This window comes from Acetatifactor aquisgranensis (assembly GCF_943193215.1).
GTDB lineage: Bacteria > Bacillota > Clostridia > Lachnospirales > Lachnospiraceae > Acetatifactor > Acetatifactor aquisgranensis.
The window spans coordinates 156,366-175,920 of the sequence record NZ_CALPDH010000002.1; the positions used below are offsets into that span (position 1 = coordinate 156,366).

The 19,555-nt window shown below is 48.1% G+C and carries 19 protein-coding genes; 18 read left to right on the forward strand and 1 reads right to left on the reverse strand.

Annotation, left to right across the window (positions count from 1 at the left end):
* Positions 1 to 11: 11 nt before the first annotated feature.
* From NFS35_RS02400 to NFS35_RS02450, 11 genes are all read left to right on the forward strand, one after another.
* Positions 12 to 1,682: a formate--tetrahydrofolate ligase gene (locus tag NFS35_RS02400; protein ID WP_251205671.1), complete on the forward strand. Its 1,671-nt coding sequence runs from the start codon at positions 12 to 14 to the stop codon at positions 1,680 to 1,682.
* 44 nt (positions 1,683 to 1,726) lie between these two features.
* Positions 1,727 to 3,151: a chitobiase/beta-hexosaminidase C-terminal domain-containing protein gene (locus tag NFS35_RS02405; protein ID WP_251205547.1), complete on the forward strand. Its 1,425-nt coding sequence runs from the start codon at positions 1,727 to 1,729 to the stop codon at positions 3,149 to 3,151.
* Positions 3,152 to 3,187: 36 nt separating this feature from the next.
* Positions 3,188 to 4,069 (forward strand): sulfide/dihydroorotate dehydrogenase-like FAD/NAD-binding protein, encoded by an 882-nt coding sequence (locus NFS35_RS02410; RefSeq protein WP_251205548.1) that lies wholly within the window; start codon positions 3,188 to 3,190, stop codon positions 4,067 to 4,069.
* A 78-nt stretch (positions 4,070 to 4,147) separates the two neighbouring features.
* Positions 4,148 to 5,533 carry an NADPH-dependent glutamate synthase gene (gene gltA / locus NFS35_RS02415; RefSeq protein WP_251205549.1) on the forward strand — a complete coding sequence of 462 codons (1,386 nt, stop codon included), beginning with the start codon at positions 4,148 to 4,150 and terminating at the stop codon, positions 5,531 to 5,533.
* Positions 5,534 to 5,727: 194 nt separating this feature from the next.
* Positions 5,728 to 6,027, forward strand: a complete 300-nt coding sequence (locus NFS35_RS02420) for a Dabb family protein (RefSeq protein WP_251205550.1) — start codon at positions 5,728 to 5,730, stop codon at positions 6,025 to 6,027.
* 150 nt (positions 6,028 to 6,177) lie between these two features.
* A complete protein-coding gene (locus NFS35_RS02425; protein WP_251205551.1) occupies positions 6,178 to 6,990 on the forward strand; it encodes a TFIIB-type zinc ribbon-containing protein in 813 nt (270 codons plus the stop codon).
* Positions 6,987 to 7,466: a 23S rRNA (pseudouridine(1915)-N(3))-methyltransferase RlmH gene (rlmH, locus tag NFS35_RS02430; RefSeq protein WP_251205552.1), complete on the forward strand. Its 480-nt coding sequence runs from the start codon at positions 6,987 to 6,989 to the stop codon at positions 7,464 to 7,466. The genes NFS35_RS02425 and rlmH overlap by 4 nt, the downstream gene beginning before the upstream one ends.
* An 87-nt stretch (positions 7,467 to 7,553) precedes the next feature.
* Positions 7,554 to 8,015: an NUDIX hydrolase gene (locus NFS35_RS02435; protein WP_251205553.1), complete on the forward strand. Its 462-nt coding sequence runs from the start codon at positions 7,554 to 7,556 to the stop codon at positions 8,013 to 8,015.
* Positions 8,016 to 8,106: 91 nt separating this feature from the next.
* Positions 8,107 to 8,304 carry a hypothetical protein gene (locus tag NFS35_RS02440; RefSeq protein WP_251205554.1) on the forward strand — a complete coding sequence of 66 codons (198 nt, stop codon included), beginning with the start codon at positions 8,107 to 8,109 and terminating at the stop codon, positions 8,302 to 8,304.
* Positions 8,305 to 8,332: 28 nt separating this feature from the next.
* Positions 8,333 to 8,929: a GNAT family N-acetyltransferase gene (locus tag NFS35_RS02445; RefSeq protein WP_251205555.1), complete on the forward strand. Its 597-nt coding sequence runs from the start codon at positions 8,333 to 8,335 to the stop codon at positions 8,927 to 8,929.
* A 278-nt stretch (positions 8,930 to 9,207) separates the two neighbouring features.
* Positions 9,208 to 10,017, forward strand: coding sequence for an Rpn family recombination-promoting nuclease/putative transposase (locus NFS35_RS02450; RefSeq protein WP_251205556.1), 810 nt, complete (start codon positions 9,208 to 9,210; stop codon positions 10,015 to 10,017).
* A gap of 586 nt (positions 10,018 to 10,603) precedes the next feature.
* On the opposite strand, the gene NFS35_RS02455 is transcribed toward NFS35_RS02450, so the two are convergent.
* On the reverse strand, positions 10,604 to 11,230 hold the full coding sequence (locus NFS35_RS02455) for a hypothetical protein (RefSeq protein WP_251205557.1): 627 nt from the start codon (positions 11,228 to 11,230) through the stop codon (positions 10,604 to 10,606).
* A 351-nt stretch (positions 11,231 to 11,581) separates the two neighbouring features.
* Between NFS35_RS02455 and NFS35_RS02460 the strand changes: the two genes are divergently transcribed.
* From NFS35_RS02460 to NFS35_RS02490, 7 genes are all read left to right on the forward strand, one after another.
* The gene (locus tag NFS35_RS02460) at positions 11,582 to 12,145 is read left to right on the forward strand and encodes an SMI1/KNR4 family protein (protein ID WP_251205558.1); all 564 of its coding nucleotides are present in this window, start codon (positions 11,582 to 11,584) and stop codon (positions 12,143 to 12,145) included.
* The gene (locus NFS35_RS02465; protein ID WP_251205672.1) at positions 12,132 to 12,773 is read left to right on the forward strand and encodes a GNAT family N-acetyltransferase; all 642 of its coding nucleotides are present in this window, start codon (positions 12,132 to 12,134) and stop codon (positions 12,771 to 12,773) included. The genes NFS35_RS02460 and NFS35_RS02465 overlap by 14 nt, the downstream gene beginning before the upstream one ends.
* Before the next feature lie 153 nt (positions 12,774 to 12,926).
* The gene (locus tag NFS35_RS02470; protein ID WP_251205559.1) at positions 12,927 to 14,459 is read left to right on the forward strand and encodes a DUF4352 domain-containing protein; all 1,533 of its coding nucleotides are present in this window, start codon (positions 12,927 to 12,929) and stop codon (positions 14,457 to 14,459) included.
* A gap of 270 nt (positions 14,460 to 14,729) precedes the next feature.
* On the forward strand, positions 14,730 to 15,179 hold the full coding sequence (locus NFS35_RS02475; protein WP_251205560.1) for a GNAT family N-acetyltransferase: 450 nt from the start codon (positions 14,730 to 14,732) through the stop codon (positions 15,177 to 15,179).
* Positions 15,180 to 15,214: 35 nt separating this feature from the next.
* Positions 15,215 to 15,730, forward strand: a complete 516-nt coding sequence (locus tag NFS35_RS02480) for a hypothetical protein (protein ID WP_251205561.1) — start codon at positions 15,215 to 15,217, stop codon at positions 15,728 to 15,730.
* A 31-nt stretch (positions 15,731 to 15,761) separates the two neighbouring features.
* The gene (locus NFS35_RS02485; RefSeq protein WP_251205562.1) at positions 15,762 to 16,508 is read left to right on the forward strand and encodes an HAD hydrolase family protein; all 747 of its coding nucleotides are present in this window, start codon (positions 15,762 to 15,764) and stop codon (positions 16,506 to 16,508) included.
* Between the two features lie 787 nt (positions 16,509 to 17,295).
* Entirely contained in the window at positions 17,296 to 19,512 is a 2,217-nt protein-coding gene (locus NFS35_RS02490; RefSeq protein ID WP_251205563.1) for an SEL1-like repeat protein, read from the forward strand.
* Positions 19,513 to 19,555: the final 43 nt, after the last annotated feature.

Genomic DNA, 19,555 nt, shown 5'->3' on the forward strand with positions numbered 1-19,555 from the left:
AGGAGAGAATGATGAAGACGGATTTGCAGATCGCACAGGAAGCAGTAATGGAACCGATTGGCAAGGTGGCGGAAAAACTGGGTATCCGGGAGGATGATTTGGAACTCTATGGAAAATATAAGGCAAAGCTTTCGGACGGATATCTGAAGAGTCTGCGGGATAAGCCGGACGGAAAGCTGATTCTGGTGACGGCCATCAATCCCACTCCGGCCGGAGAGGGCAAGACCACTACCAGCGTAGGTCTGGGGCAGGCTTTTGGAAAGCTTGGGAAAAAGGCGGTGGTGGCGCTTCGGGAGCCCTCTCTTGGACCGTGCTTCGGAATCAAGGGCGGCGCCGCGGGGGGCGGATATGCGCAGGTAGTGCCCATGGAGGAGCTGAATCTTCATTTTACGGGAGATTTTCACGCAATCACTTCCGCCAACAACCTGCTGGCGGCCCTTTTGGACAACCATATCCAGCAGGGAAATGAGCTTCAGATCGACAGCAGACAGATTATCTGGAAACGCTGTATGGATATGAATGACCGGGTGCTGCGGAATATCGTGGTGGGCCTTGGCAGCAAAGCGGACGGTTTCGTGCGCGAAGACCATTTCGTCATCACTGTGGCCAGCGAAATCATGGCGATTCTGTGCCTGGCCGAGGATATGAAGGATTTGAAAGAGAGGCTGTCAAGAATCATCGTGGCCTATAACTACGCGGGACAGCCTGTGACGGCGGGAGACCTGCAGGCGGTGGGATCCATGGCGGCGCTTCTGAAAGATGCCATGAAACCGAATCTGATTCAGACGCTGGAGCATACGCCGGTGCTGGTCCACGGCGGGCCTTTTGCCAATATCGCCCATGGCTGTAATTCCGTCAGGGCCACCAAGGCGGCCATGAAGATGGCGGATTACTGTATCACGGAAGCGGGATTCGGAGCGGACTTGGGGGCGGAGAAATTTTTTGATATCAAATGCCGCATCGGGGATTTGAAGCCGGATGCTGTAGTGCTTGTTGCAACCATCCGCGCTTTGAAGTATAATGGTGGTAGGAAAAAGGATGATTTGGGTGCGGAGGATTTGGAGGCGCTGGCAAAGGGTATCGAAAATCTGGAGAAACACATCGAGAATCTTCAGAAATATGGCGTGCCGGTGGTGGTGACGCTGAATTCCTTTGTGACCGACACAGAAGCGGAAATCGGGTTCGTGAGAGCTTTCTGTGAGGAACGTCGATGTGAGTTCGCCCTGTCCGAGGTGTGGGCAAAGGGCGGCGAGGGCGGTATCAGGCTGGCGGAGAAAGTACTGAAGACGCTGGAGGCGGGGCAAAACGCTTTCCGCCTGCTCTACGAGGATAATCTGTCTCTGGAGGACAAGATTCGGACCGTGGCGAAAGAAATCTATGGCGCAGGCAGCGTCAGCTTTTCCGCGGCGGCAGCGAGGCAGCTGCAGAAGCTGACAGAGCTTGGATTCGGACAGCTGCCTGTGTGCATGGCAAAGAATCAGTATTCCCTTTCGGATAATCCGAAGCTCCTGGGCCGTCCCAGAGATTTTGAGATGACTGTGAGGGAAGTGTATGTATCAGCGGGAGCGGGATTTGTAGTGGCATTGACAGGAGATGTGATGACCATGCCCGGATTATCCAAAAGACCCTCTGCCTTTGGAATCGATGTCAATGAAGACGGCGTAATCACCGGGTTGTTCTGAATCGAGGTAGGTCGGATATGAAATGTCCTAATTGTGGAGAGGAAATGGCTGAGGGAAAGCTATACTGCGAGCATTGCGGTGAAGACATCCACATCGTACCTGATTTTGAACCGGAGCTGGAGCAGACTATCCAGGATATCCTGGAGGAGATGCATGAGGATATGACAGGGGAGGTAAAGAAAAAGCCGGAGGAGCCTGGGCATCCGGAGGAAGAGGAGAGCCAGCAGGAGCCGGTGCGGAAGAAAAAAATCTGGCCCAGGGTGCTGCTGGTACTGCTGTTTCTGTTTTTCCTGGCTGCCGGAGGCGCCGCCTGGTATGTGTACAGCTCTTATTCCGGGGAGTATCAGCTGAGCAGAGCTCAGCAATACGTGGAGCTGGGAAAGTACGATGAGGCCATTGCCTGTTATAATCGTGCGGTGGAACTGGACGGCACGAATGTGGAACTGCTTTTCGAACTGGCAGACATTTATCTGCTGAAAAACAATAAAGTTGAGTATGAATATCTTTTGAGGGAAATCATCAGAAATAAGAATGCCTCATCGGAGCAGCTGGAAGGGGCATACGGAAAACTGATTGCCATATATCGGGAAAGGGAGGACTATCAGACCATCAATGAGCTGCTTCTGGCCAGTGATAACGCGAACCTGATTGCCGCTTATCCGAACTATATCGTGGATGTGCCGGAATTCAGCATAAACGGAGGATATTATACCAGTATCCAGCCGTTGAAGCTGACGGCTTCAGGCTCCGGCATAATCTATTATACCACGGATGGGAGTGAGCCTACGGAGGAAAGCACGCCTTATACCGCGCCCATCATACTGGAGAATGGCAATCATGTAGTGAAAGCGTGTTTCGTGAATGACAACGGGATTGTCAGCGATGTGGTCACGATGGAATATCATATCGAGTATAATGATATCATGCCTCCTGAAATCAGCGTGGTCAGCGGAGAGTATTCTTCACCGATAATGATAGAGGTTCTGGACGATGATGAGGATGTGTATTACACGACGGACGGCAGCGAGCCTTCCTATTCGTCTGCCTCTTATACAGGGCCGATTCCGATGCCTCTTGGCAGATCGACTTTTAAATTCGCGCGGATTGTGGACGGCGTCACAGGGACCATCGCGGAGCGCGACTACAATCTTGTCATGAATACGGACTACAGGCCGGAGAATGCGGTTGTTGCAATCGCGGAATACGCCATCGCCACAGGAAAGATTTTGGATATGAACGGACGCTTTGATGAGAGCGGGGATTCCTACAGATATGTATATCTGTATGTGGCGAACATCAATAAAGTGAGCGATTTCTATGTGATAGGGGAATATTACCAGACAGCTGACGGCAGTGCTACCAGAACAGGGAACAATTTCGCCGTGAATGCTTATACAGGGGAACTCTTTAAGCTTCAGCGGGATGATCGGGGCAGACTTGACCTGGTCAGACTTGATGTATTTGAATAAAAAGGATTCCTGAGGAAAGGAATGAAGAGGTGGATTATGTACAGGATTTTAATGAAGCGTGAACTGACCACGAACATTTATCTCATGGATGTGGAGGCGAAGCGGGTGGCGAAAGCTTGTCAGCCCGGGCAGTTCGTCATCGTCAGAATGGATGAGGAGGGAGAGAGGATTCCTCTTACTATCTGCGATTATGACAGAGAGAAAGGAACCGTGACCATTGTATTCCAGTGCGTGGGCGCTGAGACCCATAGGATGGTACAGTTGGAGGAAGGGGATGCTTTCCATGATTTCGTGGGTCCTTTGGGATGCCCTTCCGAACTGGTGGAGGAGACTCCGGAGGCGCTGAAGCAGAAGAAAATCCTTTTCGTGGCTGGCGGCGTGGGCGCGGCGCCGGTGTATCCCCAGGTGAAATGGCTTCATGAGAACGGAGTGGATGCCGATGTCATCGTGGGCAGCAAGACAAAGGATCTGCTGATTCTGGAGAAGGAGATGGAGGCTGTGGCCGGAAATCTCTACATAACCACGGATGACGGCTCCTACGGCAGAAGCGGCATGGTGACCCAGACCATCAAGGATTTGGTGGCGGAGGGAAAGCGGTATGACGTGTGCATCGCCATCGGGCCTATGATCATGATGAAGTTCGTGTGCCTGCTGACCAAGGAGCTGAACATTCCTACGGTGGTCAGCCTGAACCCTATCATGGTGGACGGCACAGGTATGTGCGGCGCCTGCCGTGTGACTGTGGGCGGGAAGGTAAAGTTCGCCTGTGTGGACGGGCCGGAATTTGACGGACACGCCGTGAACTTCGACGAGGCCATGAGGCGGCAGACGCTTTATAAGACGGAAGAGGGCAGGGCCATGCTGCGGCTGCAGGAGGGAGATACCCACCACGGCGGCTGCGGGAACTGTGGGGCATAGGGGTTGAAAAACCATCTAAAGCGGACAGGCAGCAAAAACAGCGGTACAGAGTGTGAGAGTATGGAGGATTGATAATAAATGGACGTTTTGACGAAGATTCCCGTGAGGGAGCAGGACGCGAAGGAGCGCGCTGCAAATTTTGAGGAAGTATGTCTGGGATATGACAAAGAGGAGGCCCGAGCCGAGGCCGCCAGATGCATCAACTGCAAGAACGCACAGTGCGTCAAAGGGTGCCCTGTGGCAATCGATATCCCTGCCTTTATCGAGAAAGTGAAGGATGGGGACATTGAGGAGGCGTACCAGGTCATCAGCAAGTCCAGCGCCCTTCCGGCGGTCTGCGGACGCGTGTGCCCCCAGGAGACCCAGTGCGAGGGAAAGTGCATCCGCGGCATCAAGGGAGACCCCATTTCCATCGGCAAGCTGGAACGCTTCGTGGCGGACTGGGCCAGGGAGAATGGGATCAAGCCCAATGTGAACGCTGAGAAAAAGGGGAAGAAAGTGGCAGTCATCGGTTCCGGCCCCGCAGGCCTGACCTGTGCGGGAGATTTGGCGAAGATGGGCTATGACGTGACTATCTTCGAGGCTCTCCACGAGCCGGGGGGAGTGCTTGTATATGGTATCCCTGAGTTCCGTCTGCCTAAAAAAGCGGTGGTGGCCGAGGAAATCGAGAATGTAAAGGCTCTGGGCGTAAAGATTGAGACCAATGTGGTGGTGGGCAAGTCCGTCACCATCGATGAGCTGATTCAGGAGGAGGGCTTTGCGGCTGTGTTCATCGGCTCCGGCGCGGGGCTGCCCAAGTTCATGGGGATTCCCGGGGAGAATTCCAACGGCGTGTTCTCCGCCAATGAGTATCTGACCAGAAGCAATCTGATGAAAGCTTTTGACGAGAATTCCAACACTCCCATCATGCACAGTAAGAAAGTGGCTGTGGTAGGCGGAGGCAATGTGGCTATGGATGCCGCCAGGACGGCTCTGCGCCTGGGTGCGGAGGTACATATCGTATACCGCCGCAGCGAGGAGGAGCTCCCCGCCAGGGTGGAAGAAGTGCACCATGCCAAGGAAGAGGGCATTATCTTCGATCTGCTGACCAATCCCACGGAAATCCTTGCGGACGAGAAAGGCTGGGTCACGGGCATGAAATGCATCAGGATGGAGCTGGGCGAGCCGGATGCCTCCGGGCGCAGGCGTCCTGTGGAGATTCCGGATTCCGAGTTCACCATGGAGCTGGATACGGTAATCATGTCCCTTGGCACTTCGCCGAATCCGTTGATTTCTTCTACTACGGAAGGGCTTGAGGTCAATAAGTGGAAGTGTATCGTGGCCGAGGAATCCAATGGCCAGACCACCAAAGAGGGCGTATACGCAGGCGGAGATGCCGTCACAGGCGCCGCTACCGTAATCCTGGCTATGGGTGCCGGTAAGGCGGCAGCGAAAGGAATAGACGAATATTTGAGCGGCAAGTAACTCCGGCACCCATAGCCTGCTATGGGGCAGCCCTCGGAACGAGGGCTTGGTAAGGCGGCGGCGAAAGGAATAGACGAATATTTGAGCGGCAAATAATCTTGTAAGCATATAATTCCGCTTCTGCGCAGGCCGACAGATGGTTTGGCGGAAAGCGTGGCAGCGAAAATCACAGTGCAGCGGAGGAAAGGAGCTATATGGTAAAACACATCGTACTATGGAATTTTGCAGAAGGATTTTCTGATGAGGAGAAAGCGGAGGCAGCCGCAAAAATGAAAGCGCTGCTGGAGCCGATCAAGGAGCTTGTGCCGGGTGCCGTAGAGATTCAGGTAGTCCGAAACCAGCTGGCTTCCAGCAACCGCGACATCGCGCTGATTTCTACCTTTGAGACGGTGGAGGCGCTCTCTGCCTATCAGAACCATCCCGCCCATGTGGAGGCAGGAAAATACGTGGGAAGCGTGACCTGCAACAGAACCTGCATGGACTATGAACTTTAGAGGATAAACATTATTACGTTCAACCGAATATATCACGCCACATTGATTCAGGCTAAATGCCCTGCTTCTTACGACAGGGCAAAGTTACCAGCGAGGCATGGGAGGAAATCTGATACATTGCCCGCGGGATGAAGAAAGCAGGTATGAGATATGCCATGGTGTCCGAAATGCAAAAGCGAGTATAGGGAAGGCTTCACAGTCTGTGCCGACTGCGGCAGCGAACTTGTGGATGAGGAGCGATTTGCGCAGATAGAGATGGAAGAGCGGCTGGCGGCAGAGCATGCCAGGATGCTTTCCTTTGAAGAGATGGCTTTTTCTGAGCCGGAGGAAGATAACGCCGAAGAGGAGATCCGGGAAGCGCCTGGCCTTTCGGAGCCGGAGGCGGCCCCGGAGGAAGCGGCATTCACAGAGCCCGAAGAACTGCAAGAGTCGGCCGCAGCAGCCCCGAAAACTCCTGCGGCGCAGAAGAGCTATGGCAGCGCCTTTTATCAGGACAGCACGGAGAGAGCCAGCGAGAACCGTTCATCGGGCTGGATATTGCTGGCCATGGGAACTGCGGGCATTGTGGGCACAGTGCTTGGAGTCGCGGGCGTGATTCCTCTGCGGATCAGCAATCCATACCTGTTCTATGGCGTGATGGCGGCAGTATTCCTTTTGTTCATCGTGGCGGGCGTGGTTTCCATGAAGAATGCGAAGATTTTTGACAAAAAGGCAGAGTCCGAGAATTCCCTGCGCAACGCCATGCTTACGTGGAGCCGGGAGAATCTGCGCGCGCAGGAGCTGGACGGCGAAATCGGCATGGCCGGGGACGAGTCGGAGGAGGCCCTGTATTTCAAGCGCTTCGAGTGCATCAAGGCAAAGCTGAACTATCAGTTCGTGAATCTGGATCAGAGCTTTCTGGAGAAATTCATCGATGATTCCGTATATGACATGGTTTATGAAAGGAAAGAAGAATCGGTTTGAAAATAAGCATTGCATGTGTGGGCAAGGTAAAGGAGAAGTTTTACAGAGATGCTGTGTCGGAGTATGAGAAACGGCTGAGCAGATACTGTAAGGTGGAATTCCTGGAAGTGGCCGACGAGAAGACTCCTGATGGGGCCAGCGCGGCCTTAGAGGAGCAAATCATGGAAAAAGAGGCAGGGCGCCTCCTGGAGAAAATCCGGGAGGGCGCCTTTGTCTGTACTTTGGAGATTGGAGGGAAGCGCCTGACCTCCGAGGGCTTTGCCCGGTGGATGGAGGGGCTTACGGTAAAGGGAAAAAGCCATATCGTGTTCATCATCGGGGGTTCCCTGGGGCTGCATGAGTCCGTGCGCAGGCGCGCGGATCTGGCGCTGAGCTTTTCGGACATGACATTCCCCCACCAGCTTATGCGGGTAGTCCTTGTGGAGCAGATTTACCGGGCGTTCCGCATCATACATGGGGAACCATATCATAAGTAAGTGCAAAATTTTACGGAAGTCCGTGAAATATGTGAAATGTAAGGTTTAAACAGAAAATGGAAAGTGGATAAAACTTTGGAGGAGAATATGGATATATTGGCCAGAAACCGGAGTGGGTGGTCTCTGTTAGAGGTAAAAAATATTGAAGAATGGGAAATGGATAACTATAACAGAGTGACAGGAGCTTATGCAATCGTTTGTATAAAAGGACGTTATCTTATTGGTTTTAATAATTGGAGAAAGCAGTGGGAATTTCCGGCAGGCGGGATAGAAGAAGGGGAGGCACCAAAAGCTGCGGCTGAAAGGGAATTGTGGGAAGAAACACATCAACAGGTTTCTTCCTTTGAATTTAAAGGGTTGGCTAAAGTGATGGCGCCAGATGGTGAAATACGATACCAAGCGGTTTATTTGGGGTACAAGGATGAACTGCAAAGTTTTATAAAACAAGATAATGATGAGATGGATAAAATTATGCTGTGGGATTTGAAAGAAGATATAGGATATTTTGATGAGTGTGATTTAGAGATATTAAAATTATCGTGTTTGTAAATTGCTGTATATATTCCATAGATAAGTGCCAGATATTGGAGAAAGATTTTCGTATTTAAATGACTCAAGAATAAGAGAGTGAGGTGTCGCTATGTGTAATATAAGTAAGGGGGTGGAGGAGAAAGGTATTCAGAAAGGGATAGTAGCTATGGTATCTGTATTAAAAGAGTTACAGATAGCAGATGATATTATTTTGAGTAAGATTTGGGAGAAATTTCGCTTGACAGAAGAAACTGCAGAAACGTATTTGAAAGAAATAACCTTAGGGGATTTGAAAGAAAATATATAGTCTTTTGATGAGGGTGAGGGTTGGATATATGAGCATTATTAGATCACATGATATAACATTATGTGGCGGGAATGATGAGTACAAGGTTATACTGTGTCCTCTTTCGGATGAACATTTGCCGTATTTGTATAAATGGAATTCCGACTCGGAGGTGCTGTACTGGACAGAAGGAGAAGATATTGAAAGTTATCCGCCAGAGGTGGTCCATCAGATTTATGGAGGAATATCTCAAAACAATCTTTGTTTTGCGCTTAAAGTGAACAACGAGATTATAGGCGAATGTTGGTTACAAAAAATGAATTTGCCCAATGTCAAAAAAATGTATGCTGCCGATGCTGACGTTAGAAGAATAGATATGTCAATTGGGGAAAAATCTTATTGGGGTCATGGAATCGGAACTCTGTTCATTGGCATGCTGGTAAAATATGCCTTTGAATGTGAGCATGTTGACGTTTTACATTGTTTTTCTGAAGATTACAATATCCGTTCCAGGCGTGTATGGGAAAAGAATGGGTTCCAGCTGGTCTTTACAGAAGAAATTCCGCAACCACATAAGGGTAAAGTGCAGTATCATTGGCGGCTGACAAAGGATGAGTATCAGGAAAGAAAGATTGAATCATTCTGAGTACAAATCTATGGTCTGCACTCAGACATATCTGTTCGGAGTGCAATGAAAGGATGAGCATGGCAGCTTGGAGGAAATTGGCTGTAAAGTTTGGAGCGCTATCAAAATAAGTTTGTTATTTTGATAGATTAAGAGAGAAAAATTTATAAGAGATAAATTCGAGAAGACAGAGCTTATTGTAATTATCCTAAAGGCTGTGTATAATAGAAATAGATAACAGAGTTTTTGGGACATAAAGAGTTTTCCGGCGATAACTTTTGAAGAAAGCAGATAGATAAATGGGAAATATGGAAACAAAGCAGACAAACTGGGAAGATTTAAGCATATCCAATGACTTCTTGTTTGGAAAGGTTATGCAGAATCCAGAGCTGTGCAAAGAATTACTACAGAGGATTCTCCCGGACTTGAAGATTGACCGCATAGAGTATCCGGAATTGCAGAAAAGTATCAATGTAGATATGGATGCCCATAGTGTCAGACTGGATGTGTATGTAAAGGACGACAGGGAGACTGTTTACGATATAGAAATGCAGGTCAGTGATACAAAGGAACTGCCTAAGAGAAGCAGATATTATCAGGGAATGATAGACATTCAGCTTGTTGATGCAGGACAGCATTATAAAAAGCTGAACAAAAGTTACATCATTTTTATCTGTCCGTTTGATTTATATGGGAAAGGGCGGCATATCTATACCTTTGAAAATATCTGTAAGGAAGACAACAGTATTTCAATGGGAGACGAAGCAGTAAAGATATTTCTGAATGCAGACGGAACAATGGATGATGTCAGCAAGGAATTAAAGGCATTTCTGGACTATGTGGCAGGCCAGAAGCCGGAGGATTCCTATGTGGAAAAATTGGAAGAAGCTGTGCAGGAAGCAAAGAAAAACAGGGAATGGAGGCATGAGTATATGACGTTATTGATGAGAGACCAGGAGAACGTGGAAAAGGGCAAGGAGTATGGCGAAGAGCTGATGCTTTCTTTAATACAAAAACTGCTGGCAGATAAACGTTTTACTGAAATAGAAAGAATGAAAGATGATAAAGATTATCGCCTGATATTATACAGAGAATATCACATTATTTGAAAGCAGGAACATGACAAGGCAGAGCATTTACAAGTGTTCTGCCTTGTTTGACAGAATAATATAAGGCTATTTTTCGCACTTAGAGATATTATGGAGAACCATATCATAAGTAAATGCGGAATTTTGCAGAGATTCAGGAAATATATGAAAGGTAAAAAGCCTTGAAACACAAGAAAAACGGCTTTAAACTTGTAGCAGCTATTTGTAGACAATTCCTTAAGATGGGATGGATAGAATTATGGTAACAACATTTCTATCCTCCAGACCGAATAAGTCAGGTTTTTTCTTTGCGGAGTTTTTTGATTGTCCTATGGTGTTTGTCATTTCTTTCTTCCTCCTCCATAAGTGGCTGTTCGGTATGATTATGACCTTATCCATGCCGGGGAGCGGCAGAAGGGCCATCTATACCATGCTGTACTTTCATCATGGTATTATGATATCACCAAGCCGGTCATATGAAAAGCGATGTAAAAGCAAGCGAAACTCAACGGAGCGTTGGCTTCTTTATCGTAATTTGCCGGAAGGCTGTGCATAATGGAACCAAAGAAGCCTGGATACAGGCTGTTTACATTGCCGATTCTTTTGATTAGTAATTCCAGTTTGCCATATCTACAATTAATATCCCATTCCGTTCTATATACTCATAAGTGAGAACCGGCTCTTTTTTAAACGAGGAAGAATGGATAATGCAAAACGGTTCCACCTGTGGTTTCATGCCCTTTGCGATTTCGGCTGCTGATGGTGGAAGATTGGAGTCTTCCCATCCTGTCTGCACTGCTAAAATGTCAGTGCCCACCCACATCTTTTTTGAAACGGATATTAATTGTCTCATTCTTTCGGTTTTGCGCACTACGGAATATGTTCCGTCATTTTCTTCTATGTAATCCAATAAATCACGTTCAGGAACAATTAGCTCAAAAGTAAATGTAGGCTCTTTTTTACTATTCATGACAAATAATCTGACTTCCGAAAAATTGAAATAATCAAACAGCATTTGCTTATAATCATGCGAATGGTGCTCAGTGTATCCGAGCTGAAAGTTTTTATCTAATTTGTCTTGATTCCATTTGATAATATCATCAAAAGAATCGTTTTCGAATCCCCAATAACCACTCTTAAACACAAGCCCGGAATGGATTAGGGCTTTACAAAAGGAGCCAATAGCGCCCTGGTCTTTATTCAGTTCAAACGTTAATGAAAAATATGTCGGCATTCTGATCTCTCGCGATATACATTATGTTTATGATTTAGTGATGTATTTCCATTACAGTATATTACAAAACCGGCCGGAGTTCAACCCTGGTTGCAGGGAAGATTCCAAACCTTATTAGCTTCCGCAAGGCAAGGGGATTGCGGATGGTATTAAGATATTCAACGTAACGTTGGCTTTATATTGTAATTTGCCGGAATGCTGTATATAATAGGAATAAATAAGCAGGTCAGCCGTCTGATTTGGAAATTGCTGGAAGGTATATTGGCTGGACTGTTATATCGATTATGGCATTGGTAATCTTTATTATGGGGCTTCAATAGTATAATACTCGGGAGTGGTAGGAGGTATATTATGGCATTGGAAAAAGTTTATGATTATTTCCATAATTATGATAAGCAGACTTATCAGGTTGTAGCTTGTATGGGAAATGAGCCATCGGAACAGGATATAAAGAATTTTGAAAATCAGTATGGGATAAATCTTCCTGCTGATTTTAGAGAGTTTACTATGTCCCCGTTAGGTGGGCTTTATATGGAGGTTCAGGAAGAAATATGGCCACGAGCGAAACAGTATGACATAGGCCCATTTTGGTCGTTCTGTCGTGGAATTATAGTTTATGGAATTGCCGAAGGAATACCTGATTTTTTGGATATCCGGGAAAAAACAAAAGAACTGCACGATGATGGGTTTACTGATTTTATTCCATTCTTGTCCATTATAGGGAATGGTGATGAAATATTTTGTTATGACAAGGATAATAACATAGTCCTTCTTGACTGCTATACAACAGGAGAAGCTACACCGATTGAAGGGACTTTTTCAGATTGTTTGATGAACCAAATTGCGGAGTTGGAAGAACGGAAGAACAGGAAAATCCGGGGAGAGGATAAATGTGGCGGATATGCTGAAACATGAATATTTAGAGAATCCATGCCGCGCGGCATCCATCCCCTATTGGAAAACAGCCTGTATAGCCATACCGGATAACACGAAAATCGTACATGACAGCGAGTTCGATACAGAGTTGCTGAAGCGATATCAGGATGAACCATACTTTCGTCTGCGGCATCCTATGCTGGAAGTGGAGCCTGTGTCATTGCCAGAAGGCTATTCCCTTCAGGAAGCTTCTGTACCTGATTTTGTGGAGCATATCAACAGTTGTTATGACGACATTGGTATTACGGTGCCTGAAATGCAGCGCAATATGCTCAGGGAACAGTATAGCTCAGAACTGTGGTTGGCTGTCAAAGAAGACTGTAGAGGAAAAATTGTAGCAACTGGTATTGCTGAACTGGATCGTGAAATCGGCGAGGGTGTGCTGGAATGGATTCAGGTATCGAAGGATTATCGCAGATGCGGCCTGGGGAGCTATCTTGTATCAGAACTGTTGTGGAGAATGAGGAAAGCAGCGAAATTTGTCACGGTATCAGGAAAGTGTAATAATCCTGATTACCCGGAAGGGCTATATCGTAAATGTGGTTTTTGCGGTAATGATGTATGGCACATTTTGAGAGAGCGCGAGCAAACTGCTTTTGCGGAGTGAAAAGAGTCTCAGGAAAAAGCGTAGGGACAGGAACTTCGTCATTGATACACTTGGGATATCTTACCTGGAATGGGGAAGAGCGGACGGCACGTATCCCGAATGAGGAAGTGAGGGCTGAGTTCAGGAAAATCAGAAGAGAGGAGGATAAGCAATATGAATCGTTTTCGATGGATGTTGACGGCAGTTATAATTGTCTGTGCGTTCGGCATGACCGGCTGTGGTGTGGCTGAGGAGCGGGACATAAGAGAAGTCCGCGATTATCTGGAGTCACGGTATGGTTCCCGGGATTTTGAGATTACGAAAGGGGAGACGGATGGCAATATTTCCTACAAGGTAACGCCTGCAGAGTTCCCGGAGGTTGTATTTACAGTGGAAGAGGGCAAAATAGAGGAGAGCATGGATTGGGCATATCATGACGATTTTGCGGCCCAGATGCTTTATGGGGGAGCGGAACGAATGGGGCTTTCCTACGAAAAGGGAGAAGAAGGCTATAATATGTTTATCTATTACCAGGATTACAGCGGCCTGGATTCTATGGCTGAGAAGATAGCAAAACTGGTGTCGGACTGTATGGAAAGCAGGGCCTTCGAGAAGCTGCGGAGTACATGTTTGATAGTGATTAAACCGGAAGGGGAGACGGAGGAGGACTTTCCGGGATATCATATCCGGCTTGAAACGCGTTACACAGCCCGGGTGAAAAAGGAATTTGGCGTCATGGCTTCCAAACTGGATCCTGAGCAGTTTAAAGAGGATCTGAGGCTGTGCCATATCTATAATTCATACAGCTGTATGCTTCCAAAGGACGAAGCTATGTTCTCGGAGGCGGATATGGAGCGGTACAGGGCGATTTGTACCGGCGCCATGGGAGAAGGGAAGGACGGGGATATAACCATATATAACTTGGTGAACGAGGGATATTTTGGATTGAATATAAGCGGGGTTTACCAGATCCTATCGGCGCAGGGACTTGTGACAGAGGTGGATGGGAACAGCTTTACCGCTTCCGGAAACGGAATGACTATTCGATTTTTTCCGGAATTCCGTAATAGAGAATCATCGGTATCCTATGAAGTTTTAAGCGGTGATGAGGAACTGGTGGAGAATGAAAGGCCGGGGAGCGCTTACTATGCGGTGCGGGCCATGACTGGTCAAAGCATTTCCTTTTCCACACCGGAAAAAATACAGGCGGCCGAGGAGGCAGAGCGTCTGGAGCGACTTCCGGAGATATTGGAGGCCTTTGAAAACGCGGTAGCCCAGGATCAGACGGGAGAAGCGGGAGGAATTGAGGTCACCCTGATGGAAATGGAGCTTTACGAACGGCTGCAGGGGAGCAATTCTTTTTATGTGGAATCAAATGAGGAGATGGTATGGACCCGAATCCGGCTTCGGCTGAAAAATACAGGAAGCATGGATGTATGGGTATTTCCTTCCACGTTCATTCCCGGATCGGAGGACCGGTACTATGGAATTGTTGCAGACAGAGAGGCAAATATTTACCGTCCTTCGGATGTCATCAACCTGGGTTTGGAAGATATGTACGGAGAGACTCTCGAGGCTGGCGAGACCATGGAGGGGAATGTGTATTTTAAGCTGCCGAGAGATTTGGCAGTCCGGGAGGACTCAATGGTATTGTACTATTTCTGCGGAGCCGAGACGGCGTCCGTCCTGCTTCCGGCACAAAACTGACTGCGGATTGATGTAAGGAATAGCTTCGACGCCCTAAAAGAATTTTTCCAAAAGGCGGCGGAAGAAAGGCAGAGTGTTTTGACCTTCATCGCTTAGAGAGATTACATATCTTATCAGAGCAAAATACTTGCAATAGTGTAATACGTTATTGATAAGTCAGGAACGTAAGGTTGAAACGCTCTAATGCTTTAGGCATGTTATGGATAAGTGTAAACAAAGTTTGAGAAATATAGAAGATATATCAAGAAGACAACTATATGAGGAAAATATATGATGTATATCAGGAAAGCAAAACGAACAGACGCAATTGATTTGAAGGTATTGTATTTTAGATACTTAACCCAGTATCCACCTAAGGAAGAACAGGATATGGGTTTATGGCAATATCTTCTTGATAAGTTTGAGAAAGATGAAAGTATGTATTTACTGGTGGCAGAAGAAGACGGAAAAGTTGTTTCTTCCGTACAAATGGCGATTATTGAGAACTTAACACATAATGTCAGACCTTTCGCAGTTATTGAAAATGTTGTGACGCATGCCGATTACAGGAATAAGGGATATGCATCGGCATTGCTGGGTAAAGCATCAGAAATAGCCAGGGAACGCAGATGCTATAAAGTTTTTCTGGAAACCGGTTCAAATAAAGAAAGTACATTAAATTTTTACAAAAAGAACGGGTTTGAAATAGATAAAAAGCATTCCTGTTTAAAAAGACTGTAGGCTTGCAAGTTTCTGGTATCTTGGAGGGAGATATAATGATTAAACCAAGACATCTTGAAAAGATTTATTATCCGACCGATGATGAAGGAATTGAGGGTGAAATAGTCTGTGAGTGCGGGAGTAGAGCATTTAAAATCCGATGCTTCGGCGAGTTTTATGATAAAAATAAAATGGCAATCAATGAATATGAGAACAAATATGGGCAGGCAGTGAGGGCAGTTTGCGCGAATTGTGGAACAGACTATCTGTTGTATGATTTTGCATTGCATGGTTATGATGGGTTAATATGCGAAGAAGGAATTGCTGTTTCTGATGAAGTGCTTGAGGACTTTATAACAGAAACAGATAATTTATTTGAGATAAAAATATTTCTCGAATATGATGATGAAAATCAATTTCTTGAAGAAGTTGTGAATGATGAATATTTACAAAAAGACTTTAAGTTTACAATGGCTGATAGAGCAAGTATTTGGAGTTGGGTTGTTATTGAACTTAAAGGTATTCAATCGGGAATAGTTTACAAAGATTTTGTAAATCAAGAATTGGCGTAAAAATTGTAAGAGTTGAAAGGAAGACGACAGGATGAAGGCGATTATAACAGATTTAGACCGGACTTTGCTGCACACAGATAAATCTCTGTCGGAGTATACATGCGCAACGTTGAAAAAGTGCCGTGACAGGGGAATCCTTCTAATGGCAGCAACCGCAAGACCGGAACGGGCTATATTAGCCTATCAGGAACAGATTGGGTTTCAGGCAATAACAACATTAAACGGAGCGAGGATTATTTTACCGCATTGTGTGATCGAGAATGGAATTATCCCATCCAGTGCAGAAGCCATTTTGAGAAAGGTAGTTTCGATACCTGGTCTAATCCTGTCTTTGGAAACGGGAAACGGTGTTTTTTCAAATACTCCTATTCCGGAGTGGGATGCAATGGTTTTTCCGGGGTTTCCTGCTTTACCTACAGATGGTATTATATATAAGCTTTTGCTGAGTGGCAAAGAAAAAGATATACGAATGAAGGTGGAAAAGGCTTTAACGGCAGATACTTACATGACAGTGGCAGATGGTGAGCTAATACAGATTATGAGTACTGCATCTACAAAATGGAACGGAATCAAGGCTATGCTGGATTCGTTTGGGGTCGCTCAAAGTGATGCGATATATTTCGGAGATGATAATGATGATATTGAGTCCATAAAGAATTGCGGTGTGGGCGTCGCTGTCTCCAATGCCATCAGAGAGGTACTTGATGTGGCAGATTTTGTAACGGAAAGTAACGATATGGACGGTGTGGCTCATTACATAGAAACAAAATTATTATGATGAAGGCCTGTGCTTCCTCATCAAAAGTTGCCTTTTTTATATGTTCCGCCGAAAGGCATAGGGTACACAAATCTGGAATATATCATATTACCTAAGGGCAGGAACATTACCAGGCATAGAATTCCTCTGTTCTGCCTGATATAATATTATTAGGATTTCCAAAATGATTATTATCCGGGTTATCCATTGATAAAGAGGGGAATCTATTACTGCAGCCGGATGATTTCTGCCCAACATGGAACAGAATTTACAAATTCCCATTATGAGAATATCAAGAACACAGGATAAGTGCCAGATATTAGAGGAAGATTTTCGTATCAGAATGACTCGAAAAGTGAGGTGCCGCTTATGTGTAATTTAAGTAAGGGCGTGGAAGAGAAAGGAATCGAGAAGGGAAGACAGGAAGGAATAAGGGGTATGCATTCCCAATGCTTTCACTGGCTAAACCGACAGCGGCCAGGCTGACAACACCTGGGCGCGCAAGTGTTGTAAGCCCAGGTTTCAAACAACCATGGTTTACCTCGATATAACGACAGAACAGGAAAGGAAGGCACTGGCAATGTTTGAAGACGAATGTGACAAAGGAATAAGACCGAAATGGAAAGAAAAAGTGGTACACTTACTAGTTCCTGTGGTATACTACTTTTGGATTTTGTATCAATTTGGAAAGGCCGGGTAAGCGACAGGCCGGAGACACTTGAGTCAATATTGCAGTCGAGACATGGAATCGGAACATGATAAAGCATATGAAACACAAATCCGCAGTAGCGGACAAGGAGGTATCGGAATGAACGAGAACAGCAAATTGCCTGGCGGAAGCACGGACAGCGCCAGCTGCTTCTGCAGAGAAAGCGTCCTGGAAGACGGCTTTCACATAGAGGAGTGCCGCGCCGCCGCGGAGAGCGGCGACCCCGGCGCCCAGGGCGTATTGGGCGACTGCTATCAGTATGGCTGGCATGTGAAAAAGGACTACATAACTGCCGTTGCCTGGTATGAGAAAGCGGCAGCCCAGGGGAATCCTGCCGCGCAGCGCAGCCTGGGCTGGTGCTGGAGCCAGGGGAAGGGCGTGGGGCCAAGCCAGGAGAAGGCCATATACTGGTACACGAAAGCCGCAGAAGGCGGCGATGCGGACGCGCAGCACAATCTGGGAGTCTGCTATGACCACGGACAAGGGGTAGAGCGTGACCGGACAAAGGCCTGCGAGCTGTACAGGAAAGCGGCACAGCAGGGGCATGAGTGGGCCCAGTATAACCTGGGGGTCTTCTATATGTATGGATACGGCGGCCTGGAGCAGGACTGTGAGAAAGCGGCGGAATGGTACGCTAAGTCTGCCGAGCAGGGATTCTCCGACGCCCAGTGCGGCCTGGGAGCCTGCTATTATGAGGGGAGGGGCGTTCCGCAGGACTTCGGGAAGGCTGTGGAATGGTTCTGGAAAGCTGAGACACAGAAAAATCCGCAGGCGCTGAATTATCTGGGCATCTGTTTCGAAAAAGGGAATGGCGTGTGTCAGGACTGGGAAATGGCTATTGATTTCTATACCCGGGCAGCGGAGAAAGGCTATCGTTACGCCCAGTATAACCTGGCCCTGTGCTATTACCATGGGGGCGGCGTGAAACAGAATTACAGAAAAGCGTTTATATGGTTCCAAAAATCCGGACAGCAGGGCCTTGCCTCGGCCCAGTACCAGCTGGGGATCTGCTATGAGGAAGGAAAGGGTGTGGAACAGGATGAACGCAAGGCGGCGGAATGGTATCTAAAGGCGGCGGAGCAGGGGGACGCCGATGGAGAGTATGCTATAGGCCTGTGCTATGATTTTGGCACAGGGGTGGAGCAGGACAGCGCCCGGGCGTTCGCCTGGTATGAGAAAGCCGCCCTGCAGGGCCATGCGTACGCCCAGTGCAACCTTGCGTTCTGCTATAAGGACGGGGAAGGCGCGGAGCAGGACTACGGCAGGGCCGCAGAATGGTACCGGAAAGCGGCGGAGCAGGGACATGCCGGCGCCCAGACCAATCTGGCCTGGTGCTACGAAAAGGGGAAAGGCGTGGAGCAGAGCGATTCCCTGGCAGCGCTGTGGTGCCGGAAAGCCGCGGAACAGGGGAACCCCCAGGCCCAGTACAACCTTGCCATCTATTATGAGCGGGGGACGGGAGTGGAGCAGGACGATGCCCGGGCCGCCCTGTGGTATGGGAAAGCGGCGGAGCAGGGCCATGTGGCTGCCCAGTACGAGACGGCCTGCCGCTGCATGACCGGAAGAGGCATGCCCCAGGATGATGCCCGGGCTCTGGAATGGTTCCGGAAAGCGGCGGAACAGGGCCATGGGGAGGCGCAGTATGAACTGGCGCTTTGCTTCCACTTCGGAAAAGGGGTGGAGCAGGACTGTGAGGAGGCTGTCAAATGGTATCAGGAGGCGGCCGCCCAGGGCCATGTGAAAGCCCGGTACAATCTGGCCTGCTGTTATAAAAAAGGAGAAGGCGTAGGCCAGGACTACGCTGCCGCCAGGGAATGGTTTGAAAAGGCGGCGGAGCAGGGATATGCCGATGCTCAGTATAACCTGGGGATTCTCTACAGATACGGAGAGGGCGTGGAACAGGACAGCGCCCAGGCGGCCGAGTGGTACCGGAAAGCGGCACAGCAGGGGCATGCGGACGCCCAGAACAACCTGGGCTTCCTGTACAAAAAAGGGGAGGGCGTAGAACAGGATGTCACCCAGGCCGTCAAATGGTACGTCCATGCCGCCGTGCAGGGACATACGGAGGCGCAGCTGAATCTGGGCATCGCCTATATCACGGGGACAGGTATAGTTCAGGATGATGCAAAAGCCGCCATGTGGTTCGCCCGGGCTGCCAGCCAGGGATCCGACGTGGCCCAGTACAATCTGGGGCTATGTTACGAGATTGGCAGGGGAGTGGAACAGGATACGGACGAGGCGGCGGAATGGTACGAAAGGGCCGCCGGGCAGGGGAACGGGAAAGCCCAGGCAGCGCTGGAGCGGCTTGGGTACTGACGGCGAATCATAGGAAAAGCAACAGGCACTACAGCCATAGCCG

Excerpts from the sequence above, each read along its gene's own strand:
- NFS35_RS02490 (WP_251205563.1), top strand. The coding sequence starts at position 17,296 with ATGAACGAGAACAGCAAATTGCCTGGCGGAAGCACGGACAGCGCCAGC.
- NFS35_RS02400 (WP_251205671.1), top strand. The coding sequence starts at position 12 with ATGAAGACGGATTTGCAGATCGCACAGGAAGCAGTAATGGAACCGATT.
- NFS35_RS02440 (WP_251205554.1), top strand. The coding sequence starts at position 8,107 with ATGTGTAATATAAGTAAGGGGGTGGAGGAGAAAGGTATTCAGAAAGGG.
- NFS35_RS02450 (WP_251205556.1), top strand. The coding sequence starts at position 9,208 with ATGGGAAATATGGAAACAAAGCAGACAAACTGGGAAGATTTAAGCATA.
- NFS35_RS02480 (WP_251205561.1), top strand. The coding sequence starts at position 15,215 with ATGATTAAACCAAGACATCTTGAAAAGATTTATTATCCGACCGATGAT.
- gltA (WP_251205549.1), top strand. The coding sequence starts at position 4,148 with ATGGACGTTTTGACGAAGATTCCCGTGAGGGAGCAGGACGCGAAGGAG.
- NFS35_RS02445 (WP_251205555.1), top strand. The coding sequence starts at position 8,333 with ATGAGCATTATTAGATCACATGATATAACATTATGTGGCGGGAATGAT.
- NFS35_RS02485 (WP_251205562.1), top strand. The coding sequence starts at position 15,762 with ATGAAGGCGATTATAACAGATTTAGACCGGACTTTGCTGCACACAGAT.
- NFS35_RS02420 (WP_251205550.1), top strand. The coding sequence starts at position 5,728 with ATGGTAAAACACATCGTACTATGGAATTTTGCAGAAGGATTTTCTGAT.
- NFS35_RS02460 (WP_251205558.1), top strand. The coding sequence starts at position 11,582 with ATGGCATTGGAAAAAGTTTATGATTATTTCCATAATTATGATAAGCAG.
- NFS35_RS02410 (WP_251205548.1), top strand. The coding sequence starts at position 3,188 with ATGTACAGGATTTTAATGAAGCGTGAACTGACCACGAACATTTATCTC.
- NFS35_RS02475 (WP_251205560.1), top strand. The coding sequence starts at position 14,730 with ATGATGTATATCAGGAAAGCAAAACGAACAGACGCAATTGATTTGAAG.
- NFS35_RS02455 (WP_251205557.1), bottom strand. The coding sequence starts at position 11,230 with ATGCCGACATATTTTTCATTAACGTTTGAACTGAATAAAGACCAGGGC.
- NFS35_RS02405 (WP_251205547.1), top strand. The coding sequence starts at position 1,727 with ATGGCTGAGGGAAAGCTATACTGCGAGCATTGCGGTGAAGACATCCAC.
- NFS35_RS02465 (WP_251205672.1), top strand. The coding sequence starts at position 12,132 with ATGCTGAAACATGAATATTTAGAGAATCCATGCCGCGCGGCATCCATC.
- NFS35_RS02425 (WP_251205551.1), top strand. The coding sequence starts at position 6,178 with ATGCCATGGTGTCCGAAATGCAAAAGCGAGTATAGGGAAGGCTTCACA.
- NFS35_RS02470 (WP_251205559.1), top strand. The coding sequence starts at position 12,927 with ATGAATCGTTTTCGATGGATGTTGACGGCAGTTATAATTGTCTGTGCG.
- NFS35_RS02435 (WP_251205553.1), top strand. The coding sequence starts at position 7,554 with ATGGATATATTGGCCAGAAACCGGAGTGGGTGGTCTCTGTTAGAGGTA.